Annotated in this window: 16 protein-coding genes; 5 read left to right on the top strand and 11 right to left on the bottom strand. The window is 66.1% G+C overall.

From position 1 onward, the window contains the following. The first annotated feature begins 209 nt into the window (after positions 1 to 209). Together IE173_RS14935 and IE173_RS14930 are read left to right on the top strand one after the other, a co-directional pair. On the top strand, positions 210 to 1,556 hold the full coding sequence (locus IE173_RS14935) for an MFS transporter (protein WP_191284319.1): 1,347 nt from the start codon (positions 210 to 212) through the stop codon (positions 1,554 to 1,556). A 19-nt stretch (positions 1,557 to 1,575) separates the two neighbouring features. Then, complete coding sequence (locus IE173_RS14930) at positions 1,576 to 3,102, top strand: molybdopterin-dependent oxidoreductase (protein ID WP_191284318.1); 1,527 nt, start codon at positions 1,576 to 1,578, stop codon at positions 3,100 to 3,102. Between the two features lie 4 nt (positions 3,103 to 3,106). On the opposite strand, the gene IE173_RS14925 is transcribed toward IE173_RS14930, so the two are convergent. Next, positions 3,107 to 3,745 carry a LysE family translocator gene (locus IE173_RS14925; RefSeq protein WP_191284317.1) on the bottom strand — a complete coding sequence of 213 codons (639 nt, stop codon included), beginning with the start codon at positions 3,743 to 3,745 and terminating at the stop codon, positions 3,107 to 3,109. 52 nt (positions 3,746 to 3,797) lie between these two features. Here IE173_RS14925 and IE173_RS14920 point away from each other — a divergent pair, with 52 nt between their 5' ends. Then, a complete protein-coding gene (locus tag IE173_RS14920) occupies positions 3,798 to 4,775 on the top strand; it encodes a Gfo/Idh/MocA family protein (protein WP_191284316.1) in 978 nt (325 codons plus the stop codon). Between the two features lie 19 nt (positions 4,776 to 4,794). Here the strand turns inward: IE173_RS14920 and IE173_RS14915 are convergent, their stop codons facing one another. Beyond that, positions 4,795 to 5,838: an NAD(P)-dependent alcohol dehydrogenase gene (locus tag IE173_RS14915; protein ID WP_191284315.1), complete on the bottom strand. Its 1,044-nt coding sequence runs from the start codon at positions 5,836 to 5,838 to the stop codon at positions 4,795 to 4,797. Positions 5,839 to 5,890: 52 nt separating this feature from the next. Here IE173_RS14915 and IE173_RS14910 point away from each other — a divergent pair, with 52 nt between their 5' ends. Then, complete coding sequence (locus IE173_RS14910) at positions 5,891 to 6,772, top strand: bile acid:sodium symporter family protein (protein ID WP_191284314.1); 882 nt, start codon at positions 5,891 to 5,893, stop codon at positions 6,770 to 6,772. Here IE173_RS14910 and IE173_RS14905 read toward each other — a convergent pair. Continuing rightward, complete coding sequence (locus IE173_RS14905; protein WP_191284313.1) at positions 6,762 to 7,655, bottom strand: EamA family transporter; 894 nt, start codon at positions 7,653 to 7,655, stop codon at positions 6,762 to 6,764. The two genes, IE173_RS14910 and IE173_RS14905, sit on opposite strands and share 11 nt — an antisense overlap. Before the next feature lie 350 nt (positions 7,656 to 8,005). On the opposite strand from IE173_RS14905, the gene IE173_RS14900 reads away from it, so the two are divergent. Then, on the top strand, positions 8,006 to 8,209 hold the full coding sequence (locus IE173_RS14900; RefSeq protein ID WP_191284312.1) for a hypothetical protein: 204 nt from the start codon (positions 8,006 to 8,008) through the stop codon (positions 8,207 to 8,209). A 125-nt stretch (positions 8,210 to 8,334) separates the two neighbouring features. Here IE173_RS14900 and IE173_RS15700 read toward each other — a convergent pair whose 3' ends face one another. The 8 genes from IE173_RS15700 to IE173_RS14860 form a co-directional block, all read right to left on the bottom strand. Beyond that, complete coding sequence (locus IE173_RS15700) at positions 8,335 to 9,144, bottom strand: cyclase family protein (RefSeq protein ID WP_191284311.1); 810 nt, start codon at positions 9,142 to 9,144, stop codon at positions 8,335 to 8,337. 47 nt (positions 9,145 to 9,191) lie between these two features. Further along, complete coding sequence (locus tag IE173_RS14890) at positions 9,192 to 9,653, bottom strand: ribose-5-phosphate isomerase (RefSeq protein ID WP_308433110.1); 462 nt, start codon at positions 9,651 to 9,653, stop codon at positions 9,192 to 9,194. Further along, the gene (locus tag IE173_RS14885; RefSeq protein ID WP_191284310.1) at positions 9,650 to 11,356 is read right to left on the bottom strand and encodes a dihydroxyacetone kinase family protein; all 1,707 of its coding nucleotides are present in this window, start codon (positions 11,354 to 11,356) and stop codon (positions 9,650 to 9,652) included. The genes IE173_RS14890 and IE173_RS14885 overlap by 4 nt, the downstream gene beginning before the upstream one ends. Beyond that, positions 11,353 to 12,261 carry an NAD(P)-dependent oxidoreductase gene (locus IE173_RS14880; protein ID WP_191284309.1) on the bottom strand — a complete coding sequence of 303 codons (909 nt, stop codon included), beginning with the start codon at positions 12,259 to 12,261 and terminating at the stop codon, positions 11,353 to 11,355. The genes IE173_RS14885 and IE173_RS14880 overlap by 4 nt, the downstream gene beginning before the upstream one ends. Next, complete coding sequence (locus IE173_RS14875; RefSeq protein ID WP_229842141.1) at positions 12,258 to 13,211, bottom strand: sugar phosphate isomerase/epimerase family protein; 954 nt, start codon at positions 13,209 to 13,211, stop codon at positions 12,258 to 12,260. Before IE173_RS14875 ends, IE173_RS14880 begins: the two co-directional genes overlap by 4 nt. Before the next feature lie 153 nt (positions 13,212 to 13,364). Next, the gene (locus IE173_RS14870; RefSeq protein ID WP_191284307.1) at positions 13,365 to 14,288 is read right to left on the bottom strand and encodes a phosphotriesterase family protein; all 924 of its coding nucleotides are present in this window, start codon (positions 14,286 to 14,288) and stop codon (positions 13,365 to 13,367) included. Positions 14,289 to 14,339: 51 nt separating this feature from the next. Beyond that, a complete protein-coding gene (locus IE173_RS14865) occupies positions 14,340 to 15,428 on the bottom strand; it encodes a Gfo/Idh/MocA family protein (protein WP_229842140.1) in 1,089 nt (362 codons plus the stop codon). 8 nt (positions 15,429 to 15,436) lie between these two features. Continuing rightward, a complete protein-coding gene (locus IE173_RS14860) occupies positions 15,437 to 16,138 on the bottom strand; it encodes a ThuA domain-containing protein (protein ID WP_191284324.1) in 702 nt (233 codons plus the stop codon). Positions 16,139 to 16,171 lie beyond the last annotated feature (33 nt).

Raw genomic sequence — 16,171 nt, 5'->3', positions numbered from 1 at the left:
GTCCATCACACCGGGCGTCGGCAAAACGCATGCTCGCCAGCCCGAAGGCGGCACCCACGCTAAGAGCCAGACACCCAGTGATCAGGAGCCAACCACCGCAACGCGGCAATGTCACCCTGACACTGACTCCACGCTAGAAGCGCGCCCGCCTTCCGGCCTATGGAACAACGGACAGCGACCGCGGAACTCCCGCCAGTACGCTCGACCGGGTGACCGACGAGACGCCGCCGAAGCGCCGCCGGTTCGTCGACACCACTCCCCTGCGCGTCTCACCCGCGTTCGCGCGGCTCTGGTTCGGCGGCGCGATCTCGGGCATCGGCGCACAGCTCACGATCGTCGCGGTGGGTCTGCAGATCTACGACATCACCGGGTCGACCTTCGCGGTCTCGCTCGTCGGCGGCATCGGTCTCGTGCCGATGATCATTGCGGGCCTCTGGGGCGGCATGATCGCGGACGCCTTCGACCGCAAGCTGGTGCTGCTCGTGAGCGCCCTCGTCGGCTGGAGCTCGACGATCGGTCTCGCGCTGATCGCCTGGTACGACACCGGTCTCGCCGAGGGCGACGTGCCGGTCTGGCCGCTCTACCTGCTCGCGACCCTCGGCTCGGTCGCCTCGACGGTGCAGATGACGACCCGGCAGTCGGTCACTCCCCGGCTCCTCCCCGGCGAGCTGGTGCCCGCGGCGAGCGCGCTGAACGGCATCGCGTTCGGCATCCAGCTCACCCTCGGCCCGGCGCTCGCGGGCGTGCTCGTCGCGAGTGTCGGCTTCGGCTGGACCTACCTCGTCGACGTGCTGCTGTTCTCGACGATGTTCCTCGGCATCATCACGCTGCCGCGCATGTCGCCCTCCGAAGGGGCCGAGCGCCCCGGGTGGAAGTCGCTCAAGCAGGGCGTCGAGTTCCTGCGCAGCGCCCCCAACATCCGCATGTCGTTCATCGTCGACATCGTCGCGATGGCGTTCGGGCGACCGCACGTGTTGTTCCCCGCCCTCGGCGTGCTCGTGTTCGGCGGCGGGCCGGTGACGGTCGGCGTGCTCACCGCGGCGATGGCGGTGGGCACCTTCCTCGCGAGCTTGTTCAGCGGGCCGGTCGGGCACGTGCACCGGCACGGTCTCGCCGTCGGGCGCGCGATCACCGTCTACGGCGGCTTCGCGCTGCTGTTCGGTCTCACGGTGCTCGGCATGCAGATCGGCCTCGCTCAGGGATGGGTCGCCGACGTCGGCGAGGACTTCGGCGAGGTCAACCCGGTCGCCCTCGGCCTCGCGGCGCTCGCCCTGCTCGGCATGGGGGCGAGCGACGAGATCAGCGCGATCTTCCGCGGCACGATGCTGCTCATGGCCTCCCCTGACGAGATGCGCGGGCGACTGCAGGGCATCTTCATCGTCGTCGTCACGGGTGGCCCGCGCATCGGCGACCTCTACATCGGGGTGTTCGCGGCCGCGGTGGCGCTGTGGTTCCCGCCGGTGCTCGGCGGCATCCTGATCATCGGGCTGATCGCGGTGCTCGTGCGGGCCCAGAGTTCGTTCCGCGACTACGACGCCCGGCATCCGACGCCGTAGCGCGCGTATTCTGCAGACCATGGCCGATCGGCGCACCCGAGCGTGGCTCTTCCCCGCGATCGCCGGGGTCGCCGCGGTGGCGTTCGGCCTCGGCGTCGCGGAGCTCGTCGCCGGCCTGCTCGCCCCGCGGGCGAGCCCGCTGCTCGTGGTCGGCGCGCTGCTCATCGATCTCGCCCCGCCGTGGGCGAAGGATGCCGCCATCGCCCTCTTCGGCACGGCCGACAAGGTGGCGCTGTTGGTGGGGATCGGGCTGGTGCTGCTCGTGCTCGCCGCAGCCGCCGGGGTGCTGCAGAGCCGGAACCCGTTGCTCGCGCGGCTGCTCATCGCCGCCGGCGGGGTGTTCGGCATCGTCGCGGCGGTGACGCGGGCGGGCGCATCCGTCGTGGATGCCGTTCCCGCCACGGTCGCGACCGTCGCGGCCACCCTGGTGCTCACCGCCCTGCTCGGGCAGCTGCCCGCGCCGCAGCCGCGCGAGGGTGACCTGAGCCGGCGGCGGTTCCTCACCTGGGCCGGCGGGGTGGGTGCGGTCGGCGCGCTCGCGGCGATCGGCGGATACGCGCTGGCGTCCGGGGCCCGGGTGGTCACCGCGGTGCGCGAGACCTTCGCCCTGCCGCAGCCCGAGGTCGCGGCCGCCCCGGTACCGGCGGGGGCCGAGCTCGACGTCGACGGCCTCACCCCGGTGATCACGCCGAACGCCGACTTCTACCGCATCGACACGGCGCTCCAGGTGCCCAATCTCGACCCCGCCCAGTGGAGCCTGCGCATCCACGGTCTCGTCGAGAACGAGGTCGAACTCACCTGGGACGAGCTCATCGCGCTGCCGCTCGAGGAGAGCTACACGACGCTGATGTGCGTCTCGAACCCGGTCGGCGGCGACCTGGTGGGCACGGCTCTGTGGCTGGGCTACCCGATCCGCGAACTGCTCGCCCGCGCGAAGCCGACGAGCGGCGCCGACATGGTGCTCTCGGTGAGTTCCGACGGGTTCACCGCATCCAGCCCGATCGAGGCGCTCACCGATGACCGCAACGCGATCCTCGCGGTCGGCATGAACGGCGAGCCGCTGCCCCTCGAACACGGCTTCCCGGTGCGCATGGTCGTGCCCGGGCTCTACGGCTATGTCTCGGCGACGAAGTGGGTGACCGAGCTGAAGGTCACCCGGTTCGACGAGGCCCGCGGCTACTGGACCGACCGCGGCTGGAGCGCCCGCGGCCCGGTGAAGATCTCGTCGCGCATCGACGTGCCGCGCGGTCAGGTCGCCGTGGGCGAGGTCGTCGTCGCGGGCGTCGCCTGGCACCAGCACACCGGCATCGCCGCGGTCGAGGTCTCGGTCGACGACGGGCCGTGGCGGGATGCCGAACTGGCGTCGGCGATCTCCGACGACACCTGGGTGCAGTGGCGCTATGTCTGGGATGCCGCCCCCGGGGATCACGTGCTGAAGGTGCGCGCCACGAGCGCCGACGGCGAGGTGCAGACCGCGGACCTCGCCGGCGTCGCCCCCGACGGCGCCACCGGCCACCACACGGTGTCCGTCTCGGTGGTCGAGTAGCGCCCTACTCCTTCGCTCCCGTCACGGCGAGCACGCCGCCGAGCCCGATCATCATCACGCCGCCGGTCGCGCCGAGCCGCTCGATGCGTTTCGGCGACCGCGCGAACCAGTCGCGTGCCGAGCCGGCGGCGAGCGCCCATGCGCCGTCGCTGAGCAGCGCGAGCACGAGGAAGATGCCGCCGAGCAGCAGCATCTGCCCGGGCACCCAGCCGGCTTCGGGCGCGACGAACTGCGGCAGCACGGCCACGAAGAACGCGATCGTCTTCGGGTTGGTGATGCCGACGACGAAGCCTTCGCCGAGCATCCGCCGGGTCGACTTGGGCGCGACCCCCGCCGTCATGTTCTCGGCGGTGCGCTTGCGATGCCGGATCGCCTGGATGCCGAGGAAGACGATGTAGGCCGCCCCGGCGAACTTCAGGATCGTGAAGAGCACGAGCGACTGGGTGATGAGCGCCCCGACGCCGAACGACACCGCGACGATGATCGGCACGATGCCGATCGCGTTGCCGAGCACGCTGAGCAACCCACCGCGGCGCCCGAGCGCGAGCGATCGCCCCACGACGAACAGCACCGTCGGGCCGGGCATGATCACGAGCACGACCGCGGCTGCCAGGAATGCGAGGAGGTTGGGCAGGGGAAGCATGGCGCCACGGTACTCCGCCCGGAAACGACCGAGGAGATGCCAAGCTGAAGGTATGACGAATAAGGGACTTCGCTGGGGCATCCTCGGAGCGGGCTGGATCGCCGGTATGCAGGTCAGCGACATGCAACGGCACGGCTTCACGATCACCGCAGTCGGGGCTCGTGACCTCGCGAAGGCGCAGGCGTTCGCCGCCGAATTCGGGATCTCCACCGCGTACGGCAGCTACCAGGAACTGGCGGCCGACCCGAACGTCGATGCGATCTACGTCGCGACGGTGCACCCGGCCCACGCAGCGAGTGCACGCATCGCGCTCGAGAGCGGCAAGCACGTGCTGGTCGAGAAGCCGTTCACGATGGATGCCGCCGAGGCACGCGAACTCGTCGACCTCGCCGCCTCGAAGAACCTCGTCGTGCTCGAAGCGATGTGGACACGCTGGCTGCCGCACATGGTGCGCATCCGCGAGATCCTCGCCGAAGGCCTGCTCGGTGACGTGCGCACCGTGCTCGCGGACCACGACCAGAAGAACGAGCACGTCGAGCGAATGCACAAGCCCGAGCTCGGCGGCGGCGCCCTGCTCGACCTCGGCATCTACCCCGTGTCGTTCGCCTGGGACGTCTTCGGTGCCCCCGACACCGTCATCGCCCATGCCACCATGACGGCGGCCGGTGTCGACCGAGAGACTGCGGTCATCCTCGGCTACCCGTCGGGCGCCCATGCCGTGCTGCACACCCAGATGAGCGGCACCGGCCCGAACCGCGCGGCGATCGTCGGCACCGACGGCCGCATCGAGATCGACTCGGTCTGGTACAACCAGGTGGCGTTCACCCGCTACGACCGGGATGGCCAGGTCGTCGAGCGCTTCGACGAGCGTGCCGAGGGGCGCGGCATGAACTTCCAGGCGGCCGAACTGGAGCGCATCGTCGCCTCGGGGAAGCTCGCCGGCGACATCCTGCCGCCGTCGGAAACCGTCGCGATCATGGAGACCCTCGACGAGATCCGCCGACAGATCGGGCTCACCTACCCGAGCTGAGCCCGCCGACGCCTGCGGGTCAGACCATCGTCGCGACGTCGATCACGAAGCGGTAGCGCACGTCGGACTTCAACACGCGCAGCCACGCCTCGGTGATCTGGTCGGCCGCGATCAGCTCCGTCTCGGGCACGACGCCGTGCTCGGCGCAGAAGTCGAGCATCTCCTGGGTCTCGGCGATGCCGCCGATGCTCGAGCCGGCGAACGAGCGCCGGTTGGTGAACAGCGCGAACACGGGCACCGGCAGCGGCTCGGGCGGGGCCCCGACGTTGACGAGTACACCGTCGAGCCGCAGCAGCGAGAGGTACGCCCTCATGTCGATCTCGGCCGAGACGGTGTTGATGATGAGGTCGAACTCGTTCGTGAGCTCGCTGAACGTGGCGGGGTCGCTCGTCGCGAAGTAGCGCGTCGCGCCGAACGCGCGCCCGTCGGCCTCCTTCGACAGCGTCTGCGAGAGCACCGTCACCTCGGCGCCGAGCGCGTGGGCGAGCTTCACCGCCATGTGGCCGAGCCCGCCCATCCCGACGACGGCGACCTTGCGGCCGGGCGCCGCGTTCCAGTGCCGCAGTGGCGAGTAGGTCGTGATGCCCGCGCAGAGCAGGGGCGCCGCCACGGCGAGGTCGATCGCCTCGGGGATGCGCAGCACGAAGTCCTGGTCGACGACGATGTGGGTCGAGTAGCCGCCCTGCGTCACCGTGCCGTCGCGGTCGATGCTGCCGTAGGTGCCGACGTTGCCGCCCTCGCAGTACTGCTCGAGGCCCGCGCGGCAGTTGGCGCACTCCCGGCAGGAGTTCACCATGCACCCCACGCCAACTGAGGTGCCGACCGCCCACTTCGTGACCGCCGACCCGACCTCCGCCACGACACCCGCGATCTCGTGACCGACGGTGAGCGGGTAGGTCTGCGCGCCCCAATCCCCGCGCACGGTGTGGATGTCGGAGTGGCAGATGCCGGCGTACTTGATCTCGATGAGCACGTCGTCGGGGCCGACATCGCGACGCTCGATCGTGGTGGGCAGGATGTCGGCGGTGGGGGATGCGGCGGCGTAGGCCGTGACGTTCAGCACCTGACCACGTTAGATGCTCGCTGTCGACCGGCCGCTCTGCCACGATGTGCGCATGTCAGCGTTGACAACCATCGGCCTCCCGGTCGCCCTCGGCATCATCATGTTCGGGCTCGGCCTCTCGCTCACGCCCGCCGACTTCGCCCGGGTGGGGAAGCATCCCAAGGCGGTGCTCGTCGCGCTCGCCTGCCAGCTCGTGCTGCTGCCCGCGCTGTGCTTCGGGCTGGTGGTGCTGTTCCGGTTGCCGCCGATCCTCGCGGTCGGCATGGTGCTGCTCGCGGCGTCGCCGGGCGGCACGACGGCAAACCTCTACTCGCACCTGTTCCGCGGGGATGTCGCACTCAACGTGACCCTGACGGCGATCAACTCGATCGTGGCGCTGTTCACGCTGCCGCTGCTGACGAACCTCGCGATCTCGATCTTCCTGCCCGAGTCCGAGGGGCTCGGCATCCAGTTCAACAAAGCCGTCGAGGTCTTCCTCATCGTGCTCGTACCGGTGCTGCTCGGCATGCTCGTGCGCCGGCTCTGGCCGCGCTTCGCCGACCGCATGAACACGCCGGTGCGCATCGGGTCGATGATCATCCTCGCGATCGTCATCGTCGGGGCGCTCGTCGCCAACCGCGACCTGTTCTTCCCCAACCTCGGCGCGCTCGCCGGCATCACGGTCCTGTTCTGCGCTCTCAGCCTGACGATCGGGTTCTTCGTGCCGCGGCTGTTCCGCGTCGAACCCCGGCAGGCGGTCGCGAGCGCGTTCGAGATCGGCATCCACAACGCCACCCTCGCGATCGTCATCGCGCAGACCGTCATCGGCAGCGTCGAGATGTCGCTGCCCGCCGCGATCTACGGGGTGCTGATGTTCTTCGTCGCCCTCGCGTTCGGCTTCCTCATCCGCGGTCGCGTGCCGGTGACGAAGGACGCGCCCGCCGCTACGGCGTGATCTCACCGGCCGGAGGCAGGTGCTCCCGCCGACGGTTCGCCGCCCGCACGGCGCCTATCGAGGCGACGACGACGAGTGCGATCGCGACCAGATCCCAGACCTCCAGAGTCTGGTGCAGCACCACGAACCCGGCGCCGGCCGCGAGCGCGGGGGCCAGGCTCAACAGGATCGAGAAGGCGTCGGCGGGCAACCGGCGCAGGGCGAGCAGCTCGAGCCCATAGGGAATCGCCGAGGACAGCACGGCGACCCCGAGCCCGAACAGCAGCACCGACGGATCGAGGAACGCCGAACCGGCCGTCGCGATGCCGAACGGCAGCACCCCGAGCCCGCCGATCGCCGCCGCGATGGCGAGGCCGTCGAGGCGGGCGAAGCGTTTGCCGGTGCGCGCCGACATCAGGATGTAGCCGACCCACAGCACCCCGGCGGCGGCGGCGAACCCGACCCCGATCGGATCGAGGTGGTCGAACCCGCCGCGTCCGAGCAACGCCACCCCGGCGAACGCGAGGGCCGCCCAGAGCCAGGCCGAGGCGCGGCGTGCGACCAGGACCGAGAGCACGAGCGGGCCGAGGTATTCGATCGTGACCGTCGGCCCGAGCGGCAGCCGGTCGAGGGCGAGGTAGAAGAGCACGTTCATCGCGCCGAGTACGACTCCGAACCCGGCAACCGTGAGCCAGTCCGCGCGCGTTCTGCCTCGAAAGCGCGGGCGGAAGATCGCGAGCAGCAGCACCGCCGAAAAGACCAGGCGCAGCGTCACCGTGCCAACGGGTCCGGTCGACGGGAACAGCAGCACGGCAACCCCGGCGCCGACCTCCTGGCAGATCAGCCCCGCGACCACCATCCCCGAGGCGACGGCTGTCCCGCCGAATCGGTCCGAGGCGCGCATGGGGCTCAGCCTAGGTCGACCCGCCGACGTTACTGAGGCAACGGAAAGGGCCCGGACGGAGCCGGGGCCTTCGTGTGCGCGAGGGGGTGTCCAGTTTCAGGACATAGGAAACTCTCGGCCACGCTCTGAGGGGTGTCGAAGGCTCGTCTGCGCGAGGGTGATGCGGCGTTCCAGCCACGTTCGCGGCCGCGGTCCAGCCCGAATTGCCTCGCACCCTCGATGGTCGAGCTGATCCTCGAGTTGCGTCACCGGCCCACCGCGAAGCGGCTCGACGCCGGGGACCCACAATCGCCTGGCACCTGCAGCACCACCACCACGTCACGGTCTCCGCGTCGAGCATCTGGCGCACCTTGAAGCGCGCCGGCCTGGTCGAGCCCGAGCCGAAGAAGCGGCCGAAGTCCTCCTACAATCACTTCGAAGCTGACCTGCCGAACGAGTGCTGGCAGTCCGACTTCAGCCACAACAGACTCGACGACGGCACCAACACCGAGATCCTGACTTCCTCGACGACTGCACCCGATACGCCATCAGCGTCACAGCACACCGAGCCGTGACCACCCGATCGTCGTCACCACCTTCCGCGCAGAAACCCACGGAAACCCTTCTCGACGCTGACCGACAACGGCATCGTGTTCACCGTCAAGCACATGTCGGGACGTTCTGTGGGCATCCTTTGGTTTCATGCACCCACGACGGCGTACGCACGGCCTGGGCCGCCAGACGATCGCGCAACTTTAACAGGTGCGAACATGAAGATGCTCGGAACGTCGAGAATGAGGTCGAGATTTGCCAGGCACTCGACGAAGACCATGCCGCGCCCAAGCCCGGCGAGGTGGGTGGGTGCGGCATCATGCGCCGCACCCATGCTCGGGGCATCGGTGCCGACGCACCGAACACCCGAGTCCGCAAGGTAACCCATGGCGGCGGGTGTGAAGGCGGGCCAAGCTGGTTCTGTCAACGAGACGATCGAGTTGTGAACATAGCTTCTTCCCGCGGGTCCCCGTACGTATCGCTTATCCCAGCCTGTCAACAGAAGAACGACGTCACCTCCCTCGAGGCTACGAGTTTCCCTCTCCCACTCCACCACCCGGCCTAGGTCCACCTCAACACTTTCTCCAGGGTGCTCGGACAACTTGATATGCCGTGCGTCAAGGATGCGCGATCTTCCCCGGAATTGATCGAGGGGCACAACCTCACCTGACACGTCCCCGAAATGCGAGGCATTCGGAAGGCCCGACCTCGAAGGCGGAACAAAGTGCGCAGGCGCGTCGAAGTGAGTCCCAGAGTGTTCGTCGAGGATCATTAGGTGGGACCGATATGGGCCGCCGTCATTGCAGAGCACTATCTGGCTCTCGTTGGACTCCTCCTTGAACCAATGTTCCGTAAAGTGGCGGAACGGGACGGCACCGGGCCAGCTGGCCGGCAGTTCTGAGGCTAAGGTCAGCGATAAGTCAACGACATCGCCATTCGCAAGGGATGGCTTTTCCATTGAGGGCTCCGGTCGTTTGGGTGGATCAAGTGAGACTATGACCCAGCTCAGGCGAGATCGTCCTCTATTGCCGCTATCTTCGCGGCAGACGGCGAATCGGGGTCAAACTGATAGCCCAGCCATTCACGCACCAGGCGTCGCGCAACCTCGAGGCCGATGACGCGCTGTCCGATGCACAGTACCTGAGCGTTGTTGGACAATACGCTTCGCTCAACGGAGTAGGAGTCATGCGCGGTGACGGCGCGAACCCTTTGGAGCTTGTTCGCCGCGATTGCCATCCCAAGGCCGGTCCCGCAGATGAGCAAAGCACGATCAGCCTGGTTCGTCTGTATCAACCTTCCAGCCGCTGAAGCCACGTGGGGATATGCAGTGTGCTCGTTCGCGCGAACTCCTAGGTCCACCACCAACCCGACCCGCGAGTCCTCATCCAAGTCACTGAGGATTCGCGTCTTGTACTCAAAACCTGCGTCGTCACTTCCGACCGCCACTCGCCAACCCAATACGCTCAACTTTCGGCTCCTATCTCCACATCGGCCAGCGCGGATACGGCGAGCGCGAACGAAACTGCTCCCGGATCTGCTGTCCCAACACTGCGCTCTGCGAGAGTTCGTGCCCTTCCCCGGCGCGCTCGGAGAGGAGCGGTCGACTGTGCCGCTTGGGTTGCGGCATCGCTCGCATCTCGCCACGTTGCTGCGGCACCATCCGCGGAGGTTCGCGCGAGTGCCTCACAGAAGGGAACGATCGCGTCGACGAAGGTCTTGTCGCCTACCCCGGCTCCACCGAGCTGAACCACGGCATCTGCGAAAGCGGAGACCGCTTCTTGGACGGACTGATCGTCGTATCGATCTCGACTGTCGCCCAGAGCGTCAGCCGCAGCTTCCAGGCCAGCCCCCCAAAGGACGCCAGATGTACCACCAGCACGCGTCGCCCAGGCACGACCGGCCGTTCGAAGCAAGAGAGCGACGCCGGTGGAACTCGGAAGGAGGTTAAGCGCCTCTACCGCGGCCGAGGCCCCGCGAACCATCCCGCGTCCGTGGTCACCGTCACCTGCCACTGCATCGAGTCGGCCTAACTCATCTTCATGACCTCGCAGAGTGTCAAGAACTGCAGACGCTCCGCGGCGCACAACACCCGAGGCAGCGAGCGAAGCAGTACTTGCCGGTTCTACGACTGTGAGGGGATCCTGTGACACGCGTGCAAGTGACTCTTGCAACCCCTCGATAGGCGCGCGCAGTTTGCGATAACCGGGTGCATATGCATCAGCGCACCACAGCCTTTCAAGCTCATCATCTAGCCACATGACGGTGAGCGAGCACCCGCCCATGTCCAAGCTAGTCACCAACTCTCCGACCTCAGGTGCCACGACCTCCAACCCGCGATCAGCCAGGTACCGCGCGACGTGTCGGTAGAGCAAGAAGAGTTCCTCATGCTTGGTCGTGCCGAGGCCGTTGAGGATGACAGCTACGCGCCGAGAAGCATGGTGCGGCGCTTCGGCCAGGACTGCATCGACTAGCACCGCGGCCAGCGCGGAAGCAGGCAGACGGTCAACATCACGCAGCCCGGGTTCGCCATGAATCCCTAATCCGACGCTCATCTGCCCTGAAGGTACGACAAACAAGGGACTAGGTGCCCCAGGCAGCGTGCATCCTGAGAACGCGACGCCGTGAGAGTACGTTGCCGCGTTCGCTTGCCGGCCCATTCGTTCGACATGGTCGATGTCAAGTCCTTCGGCGGCGGCCGCGGTGAGTACCTTGAACACAGCGAAGTCACCGGCAATACCGCGTCGATCCTCCACCGCCCCGGCGGACGCGACATCATCTGTGACGACGACAATGCGCGTGTCGATGCCTTCACTCCGAAGGCGCTGGGCAGCGATGCCAAAATTCAGGACGTCCCCCGCGTAGTTGCCAAAGGAAAGGACGACACCTCTGCCTTGCTCAGCAGCTTTCGCGACGGAGTACACATCGGCAGCAGACGGTGAAGTGAAGATGTTTCCGACAACCGCGCCAGAGGCGAAGCCCGGACCCACCAGACCCGCGAACGCCGGGTAATGACCCGAGCCGCCGCCGACCACAACAGCTACTTGAGGGGTCTCAGATCTGTGTGCCACGACGCCGCCGGGTACTCTGCTGAGTCGGTCGCTGTAGAGAGAGCAGAAACCCTCCAGTTGATCATCCGCGAAGTCAGCAGCATCGTCGTAGATGACAGTCATTTTCCTCCCACCCTTCCAACGCCTCTCCCACTTTGGTCAGCAAGCAGCTTCACGATCACCGAGTCATCCTCAGCTCCACGGCCAGCGACCTCCCCCGCTCGATACAGTTGCTCAGCAGCGGCCGCTACCGGGGTGAAGACCTTTGACCTTCTCGCGGTTGCACCCACGATTCCCATGTCTTTGCTGATTACATCGAGCCTGGACCGAAGACCGGGGCTCTGGCCTCGCAACTGCTCGGCGATGCGCGGGCCGCGGTCGGCGAACATGAATGACGCAGCGGCGCCCGCACTCAGGGTCTCGAGCACGAGATCGAGGTCCAAGCCCATCGAGTGTGCTAGAGCAAGGGCCTCTGCGGCCGCGGCCGTGTGTATTCCACAGAGGAGTTGATTGACGGTCTTCAGTTGTTGGCCTTGCCCAACCGCTTCGCCGACAATGCAGAGAGTGCTTGCTAACGCGTCAAGGACCGGCTGCGCCCTGTTGCGCGCCTCAATCGGACCACCGACCATGACAAGCAGGTCGCCACTGCGCGCGCGTATCGGCCCCCCCGACAGGGCGGCATCAACACAGTGCACTCCTTGTAGTTGCAAGCGAGCCTGGGCATCCAACAGGGGGCCCTCCCCAACCGTGGAGGTGATCACAACCACGGAACCGCGCGGGAGTGTCTCCGCAGCCCCGGCTGAACCGAACAGAGCCATGTCGAGTTGAGCCGCGTCACGAACGATCAGTACCGCTATTTCCGCTCGCGCGGCGGCAACTGCCGCGGTCGCTGCCGTGTCGATGCCGCTCTCAGTAGCTCTACCCATCGCGTCCGGATTGACGTCGTGAGCTGAGACTGAGAACTCTTCAGCCAATCGTTGAGCCATGGGTAGACCCATAGCTCCAAGCCCGATGACAGCAACCCTCATGATCCTTTCGCCACCCTCTCGTTCACACGCCGGTACGCCTCGCCCATGGCGACAGCAATCATCCGCTGCAGGTACTCGCGATTGCGCGCGGCGACAGAGAGTCCATCGCCCCCGTAGTGCTCGACGCAGAACGGGCCCGAGAACCCGCCGCTTATTGCCGAGGCTATTGCCGCGCGATAGTTCATGGAGCCGTACTCCATCGGCGCAGGAACTGTCGTGATGAGGTCACGCGTCCGGTCCACGTCGCGGAAATAGCTCTTGACGTGCCAATAATTTGCTCGGGGCGCACACCGAGCGGACGATTCGAGGAAGTCCTCGACATCTCGATGCAACCGATAGAGGTTGGCTAAGTCCGGATTGATGCCAACGTTCGGTAGATCAACGTCATCGACCAGCCGCAGTGCGCCGTCCACCGTGCCAATCAGGGTATCTTCGTACATTTCCAAGGACAGCTGAATTCCCAACTCCTCTGCGTGCCGACCCAACTCACGGATTCGCATCGCGGCGAGTCGCCAAGTCTCAGGTGACGTGTCGTCTGAGGGTCCGGGTTCCGTCCAGAACCAGTGGGCATCACGCTGGGCGGGTGTGAGTGCACGGTGAAGTCCGATGCTCATCACGCGGATTCCCAGTGCAGCTGCCGCATCAATCGTGCGATGGCTATAGCGAAGGTTCTCGACCCCCTCAACCGGGTGGATGACGCTGCGCCTGATCACTGAGATGGCAATCGGTCGCAATCCCACGGATGCGAGGCATTCATCCATACTGCTGAGCCGGTGCGAATCGAGATCCCCGACTTGAACCCACGAATCTGTGAGATCGACCTCTGTGAACCCCTCGTAGGCAACCTGAGCGAGCTGTTGTGTCCACGTCTCACCGGAAGCGTCCTGGCTGGATGGAAAAGGCAGCATCGCTGCCGCGATCGGCCAGTTCTGAGCGGTGTGAGGTGTCACGTGCGATCCGCCTTCTTGGGGTTGATTGCGAACGGGCGGGCAGGGCATTCCCGAGCGATACGCAAGCGCGCCCGGCCAACCCGCCCCGCGCAGACTTGGGACTGTTATTTCGTGATAAGCATAACCACGTTTCACACTCTTGGGAAGCGAGAGCTACTGCCGCGCAAACGCAAGGAAGGGGTTCTTGGTCCAGATTTGGTGTACAAGGTCGTCGTCGAACCCGCTGCGCCGCATGAGCGGAATCAGCTGATCGTGAACTCGCGTGTACGGCCCATTGACTAGACCCCCGCCGGGATCTCCTGGGTTGTACCAACCAGCGTCTTGCGACACGAGAATGCGATCCGCAAACCCGTCGTCAGCTAGATCGCTGATGAGACTGACGTACTCCTCCAGGCGTGGCCATACCCCGACCCCGTCGTACTCGATCCAGCACCCTCGCTGGGCAAGAGCCCGGTGACGATTGCGATCTGGCTCCAACTGAGCATGAATCCAGATGAATCGATCCGCGGGAAACCCTTCGCTCTCAAGTAGATCAAGTTGAGCCTCCACCAAGTCCGCACCTGTCGAATGGCTTCCGATCGCTGCCCCCGCAAGCTGGCCAGCCCTTGCGGCAGCTCGAAGGATGCGTCGCTCCTCGGGAGCCATTCCGTCATCACTGGCGCTCAGCTTGATCCAGCCTGCCGGGACGCTGCCTCCTACGACTCGGTCCGTAAGCTCGGTCATCAGCCAGTCGACCAATTCCGTGTAACTCAAGTCCCGTATCCATCCCGGGATCCAAGGTTCGCGGTATACGCCAGTTGCCATGCAGAACGGCATGCCGGTTGCGGTCGAGATCGCCTCGACTGCGTCGGGCCGCCGACCGATTCCAACTGGCGTTGCGTCGACGATCGCGGTGACACCGCGCGAAAGAGCTTGAAGGACCTCCGGTTCGATGAGCGAGCTGATGGCCCTCACAGGATGAGCCGACCTCGGCTCCCGCTCCCTCAAAGCCCGGAAATCTGCGACGACGTGTTCATGGGGCAACACCTGTCCGAGGTCGTCCATAGCAAGTCCACCCAGCGTCGTCACCAAGTTCATGAGGTCAGTTTTCGCTTTCGCTGGTGTGCCATTGCTTAGTGGCTCCTGACGTCACACGGCGCGGAGACCGGGGCGACTGTCGAGTCGCGTCAGCGGTACGGGCGCCGGCCGCTCCACACTGGTCGCAATCTGCACCACGCGGCCTGCCGTAGCCGATGCGAGCAGTCCTTCCATCACCTCGAGCACGTGAAGGGCAAGTCGACCCCCCGTCCGCGGCTCGACGCCGGTCGGAGTCTCGGCGAAGTCCAGGAGACCGATCCCCCGCTGGCCGTCGATGTATCCGGCGGACGGTTCGTGAGTTGTCCAATCGTCGTCGCCAAGAGTGAAGATCTCGACAGGCCCGTCGAAGCGGTTCGGGTCAGGCACGACCATGGAGCCGAGTTCGCCGTGCACCTCAATGTGCGGTGCTCGGGTGCGGACGGCATCAAAACTCATCACCATGGTGGTGACCGCGCCACCGCGATGGTGGAGGATGCCTGAAACATGAGTGTCCACGTCCACTGGGATCACCTCTCCGCGGCGGGGGCCGCTGAAAATATGGCGATCGCCTCGCATTCGCGTCCCGACTCCCAAGACCGAGGTCACGGTCCCGAGCAGACTGACGAGCGCCGTCACGTAGTACGGCCCCATGTCGAAGAGGGGACCACCGCCACGCCGATAGTAGAAATCGGGATTGGGATGCCAGAGTTCGTGGCCAGGCGTGACCATGGTCGCGGTCGCGGAGATCGGCCTGCCGACGTGTCCCGCGTCGAGGGCCTGGCGTGCGGTTTGTAGGCCGGTGCCGAGAACCGTGTCGGGCGCACATCCGATTCGCACGCCCGCCATCCCCGCTGCGTCGAGAATCCGCTGGCCGTCGACCGTAGTTGTCGCCAGTGGTTTCTCCCCGTAGACCGCCTTCCCCGCCTCGATAGCGGCCAGCGCAACGTTAGCGTGAGCCGCAGGGAGTGTGAGGTTGAGTACCACGTCAACGGCGTCGTCGGCGAGCAACTCCGGCACGGTAACGGCGCGGACCCCCTGTCGGTCGTCTGCAGCCTGCTCGGCGCGCGCCCGGTCGAGATCGGCCACCGCCACCAGACGAAGACCGGAGAGCGAGTCGAGCGTCTTCAGGTACTGTGCGGAGATCGCCCCCGCGCCGATCATCCCCACGCCTAGCGGCTCGCCCACAGCATCCCTCGCTCGATGATCGTTCGGACGTTGGGGTCATCCAGAACCTCCACCCGATGCCCCGCAGTGCACACGAAGATGCGGCCCTTTCCCCACTGCCTCGTCCAGACGGCCGGGCAGCGCACTTCTGTGCGCCACGCGTCGAATGGCCGACTCGCGACAGTTGTTGTTGCGAGAACATCGTTGTAGCTGTCACTCAGAACCCAGTACTGCTCGGTGGTCAGGCGAAAATCGTGAAGTCCGCGAACGATGGGGTGATCTCTTCGCTCGGAGACAATGTTCACGTCGTAATCCAGGTAGTGGTCGGACTGCTCACCGGTCCGCAACGCGGGATCGATTGCTGGGTGATGAGCAAACTGGCCCCCGATCAAATGCAGATAGTCGGCGCTATTGCGATACGAGTCAGCGATCCCACCGTGCCAGCCTGCTAGCCCCGCGCCGGCCACGACCGCGGCGACCAGTCCGGCCATTTCGCCGGCGAGGATCGTGTTCATGGTGTTCGCCTGGACGATGAGATCCACTTCCCCGAGGAAGGCGGCATCGGAGTAAACCCGAGTGGACTCCTCGATTCGAACCTCGTAACCACTGCGCTCAAGGAATGGCACGAAGCGGTTTGTGGCTTCGATGGGCTGATGCCCCTCCCACCCGCCACGGACGATCAGGGCGAGTTTGGGCTCCGATCCCAGATCATGGATCGGCCGCTCCCCCTCGTTTGGAAT

The sequence above is a fragment of the Pseudolysinimonas yzui genome, from assembly GCF_014653215.1.
In the GTDB taxonomy this organism is placed as follows: Bacteria; Actinomycetota; Actinomycetes; order Actinomycetales; family Microbacteriaceae; genus Pseudolysinimonas_A; species Pseudolysinimonas_A yzui.
This window is presented reverse-complemented; position numbering and strand designations above follow the sequence as displayed.

What these genes read in the sequence shown, in the direction of transcription:
- IE173_RS14930 (WP_191284318.1), top strand. Translation starts at nt 1,576, where the DNA reads ATGGCCGATCGGCGCACCCGAGCGTGGCTCTTCCCCGCGATCGCCGGG.
- IE173_RS14925 (WP_191284317.1), bottom strand. Translation starts at nt 3,745, where the DNA reads ATGCTTCCCCTGCCCAACCTCCTCGCATTCCTGGCAGCCGCGGTCGTG.
- IE173_RS14920 (WP_191284316.1), top strand. Translation starts at nt 3,798, where the DNA reads ATGACGAATAAGGGACTTCGCTGGGGCATCCTCGGAGCGGGCTGGATC.
- IE173_RS14910 (WP_191284314.1), top strand. Translation starts at nt 5,891, where the DNA reads ATGTCAGCGTTGACAACCATCGGCCTCCCGGTCGCCCTCGGCATCATC.
- IE173_RS14905 (WP_191284313.1), bottom strand. Translation starts at nt 7,655, where the DNA reads ATGCGCGCCTCGGACCGATTCGGCGGGACAGCCGTCGCCTCGGGGATG.
- IE173_RS15700 (WP_191284311.1), bottom strand. Translation starts at nt 9,144, where the DNA reads ATGGAAAAGCCATCCCTTGCGAATGGCGATGTCGTTGACTTATCGCTG.
- IE173_RS14885 (WP_191284310.1), bottom strand. Translation starts at nt 11,356, where the DNA reads ATGACTGTCATCTACGACGATGCTGCTGACTTCGCGGATGATCAACTG.
- IE173_RS14880 (WP_191284309.1), bottom strand. Translation starts at nt 12,261, where the DNA reads ATGAGGGTTGCTGTCATCGGGCTTGGAGCTATGGGTCTACCCATGGCT.
- IE173_RS14870 (WP_191284307.1), bottom strand. Translation starts at nt 14,288, where the DNA reads ATGAACTTGGTGACGACGCTGGGTGGACTTGCTATGGACGACCTCGGA.
- IE173_RS14865 (WP_229842140.1), bottom strand. Translation starts at nt 15,428, where the DNA reads ATGATCGGCGCGGGGGCGATCTCCGCACAGTACCTGAAGACGCTCGAC.